Source organism: Cellulomonas septica (genome assembly GCF_012396155.1).
Taxonomy (GTDB): Bacteria; Actinomycetota; Actinomycetes; order Actinomycetales; family Cellulomonadaceae; genus Cellulomonas; species Cellulomonas septica.
Genome location: NZ_JAAXOY010000522.1, coordinates 1 through 2563 on the forward strand (window position 1 = coordinate 1; position 2563 = coordinate 2563).

The 2563-nt window shown below is 72.8% G+C and carries 3 protein-coding genes; all 3 read right to left on the reverse strand.

Features of this window, described 5'->3' with window-relative positions:
• A partial coding sequence (locus HGA02_RS15985; protein WP_246247911.1) for a Mur ligase family protein occupies nucleotides 1-839 on the reverse strand: 839 nt, incomplete at its 3' end.
• A 45-nt stretch (nucleotides 840-884) separates the two neighbouring features.
• The gene (mraY, locus tag HGA02_RS15990; RefSeq protein WP_168680082.1) at nucleotides 885-1967 is read right to left on the reverse strand and encodes a phospho-N-acetylmuramoyl-pentapeptide-transferase; all 1083 of its coding nucleotides are present in this window, start codon (nucleotides 1965-1967) and stop codon (nucleotides 885-887) included.
• Nucleotides 1964-2563: glutamate ligase domain-containing protein (locus HGA02_RS15995; protein WP_281357201.1), on the reverse strand; the 600-nt coding region annotated here is incomplete at its 5' end. The genes HGA02_RS15995 and mraY, both read right to left, overlap by 4 nt.

Genomic DNA, 2563 nt, shown 5'->3' on the forward strand with positions numbered 1-2563 from the left:
AGCGCGTCGGCGACGACGTGCGGCGGGACGGCACCGTCGGGCCCGGCGAGCCGGTGCAGGTCGGCGAGCGTGCCGAGCTCGGCGGCGTGCGTGTGGCGCAGCCGCGCGAACCCACGGTCGACGAGCACGTCCTCGACGAGCCCGACCTGCCCGACGCTCGGGGTGCCCGTCGTGAAGCCGACGGCCACGCAGCCGTCGACGACGTCCGCCTCGCGCACGAGGTGCTCGGTCACGGGGTCGGCAACGTTGTACACGCACGCGACCTGCGCGCGCTCGTAGATCCGCCCCTTCGCGGCGGCGTACGCGTCGAGCGTCCCGTGCCAGTCGAGGTGGTCGGCCGCGACGTTGAGCACGGCCGCGGCCTGCGCGGACATCGCGTACGTGTGGTGCAGCTGGAAGCTCGAGAGCTCGACGGCGAGCACGTCGAGCGTCGGGTCGGTCGCCGCGAGCACGACGGGCGTGCCCACGTTCCCGACGGCCGCCGTCGCGCGCCCGGCGGCCTGCAGGATCGACTCGAGCATGCCGACGGTCGTCGTCTTGCCGTTCGTGCCCGTGACCGCGAGCCACGGCGCCGGCTCGCCGCCGGACGTCGCGACGCGGACCTGCCACGCGAGCTCGACCTCGCTCCACACCGGCACCGAGCGCGCGGTCGCGGCGCGCAGCAGCGGGTGGTGGGGTGCGAGACCGGGCGACGCGACGACGAGGTCGGTCCGGTCGAGGACGTCGCCCGCGAGCAGCTCGTCCGTGGACAGCACGTCGCCGGCGGCGTCGTCGACGGGGACCACGCGTGCGCCGCGCGACGCGAGCACCTCGGCCGCGGCGCGGCCCGACACACCCATGCCGGCGACGACGACGCGGGCGCCCTCCAGGTCGGGGACCGCCACCTAGCCGGCCACCCACTCGGCGTAGAAGATCCCGACGCCCAGCGCGACGAACAGCCCGGCGATGAGCCAGAACCGGATGACGATGGTGACCTCGCCCCACCCGGACAGCTCGAAGTGGTGGTGCAGCGGCGCCATCTTGAAGACCCGTTTCCCGGTGAGCCGGAAGAAGCCGATCTGGATGACGTCGGAGAGCACGATGAGCACGAACAGGCCGCCGATGATCGCCGCGAGGATCTCGGTGCGGGACAGGATCGACAGGCCGGCGAGCGCGCCGCCGAGGGCCAGCGACCCGGTGTCGCCCATGAAGATCTTCGCGGGGCTCGCGTTCCACCAGAGGAAGCCGAAGCACGCGCCCGTGATCGCGGCGGCGACGACCGCGAGCGACATCGGGTCGCGCGTCTCGTAGCAGCTCGGGCCGGCCGTCAGGAGGTTCTGGCAGCTCTGGTTGTTCTGCCACACGCCGACGACGACGTACGCGCCGAACACGATGAGCGAGACGCCGGTCGCGAGCCCGTCGAGGCCGTCGGTGAGGTTCACCGCGTTCGACCAGGCGGTGATGAGGAAGTTCGCCCAGACGACGAAGAGGATGAGCCCGACCGTCGCGCCCGCGAAGGCCAGGTCGATGTTCGTGTCGCGGATGAACGAGATGTGCGTCGACGCGGGCGTGCGGAACTTCTCGTTCGGGAACTGCAGCGCGGCGACCGAGAAGGTGATCCCGACGAGCCCCTGCCCCACGATCTTCCAGCGCGCCTTGAGCCCGAGGCTGCGCTGCCGGGAGATCTTGATGTAGTCGTCGAGGAACCCGACGACGCCGAGACCCGTCATGAGGAACAGCACGAGGACCGCGGACGCGGACGGCAGGGTGCCGGTCGCCATCTGCGCGCCGGCGAACCCGAGCAGCGTCGCGCCGATGATGACGACGCCGCCCATCGTCGGCGTCCCGCGCTTCGTGAAGTGCGCGGTCGGTCCGTCCTGGCGGATGAACTGCCCGTACTGCCGCGCGACGAGGAAGCGGATGAACAGCGGCGTGCCGAGCAGCGCGATGAGCATCGAGAGCCCACCGGCGATGAGGACGGCGATCACCGCGCGACCTCACCGACGAGCAGGTCGCCGAGCTGCCACAGCCCGGCCCCGTACGACGACTTCACGAGCACGACGTCACCGGGCCGCAGCTCGCCCTCGAGGAACTGCGCCGCGGCCTCGACGTCGTCCGCGAGCAGCACCTCGTCGCCCCACGAGCCCTCGTGGTTGGCGCCGTCGCGGATCGCGCGCGCGCCCTCGCCGACGACGACCGTGAGACCGATGTTGAGCCGGACGACGAGGCGTCCGATCGCGTCGTGCGCCTCGCGGTGCTCGTCGCCGAGCTCGAGCATCTCGCCGAGGACCGCGATCGAGCGCCGGTCGCGGCCCGCGAGCACGGCGAGCGCCTTGAGCGCGGCGCGCATCGAGTCCGGGTTGGCGTTGTAGGAGTCGTCGACGACGGTCACGCCGTCGGGACGCTCGACGACGTGCATGCGGTGCGGGCTGAGCGCGTCCGCGGCGCTGAGCCCCGCGGCGACCTCGTCGAGGCTCAGGCCGACCGCGAGCCCCGCGGCCGCCGCGGCGAGCGCGTTGTGCACGTGGTGCTCGCCGACGAGGCGCAGCTCGACGGGCACCGCGCGCGCGCCGCCGTCGCCGTC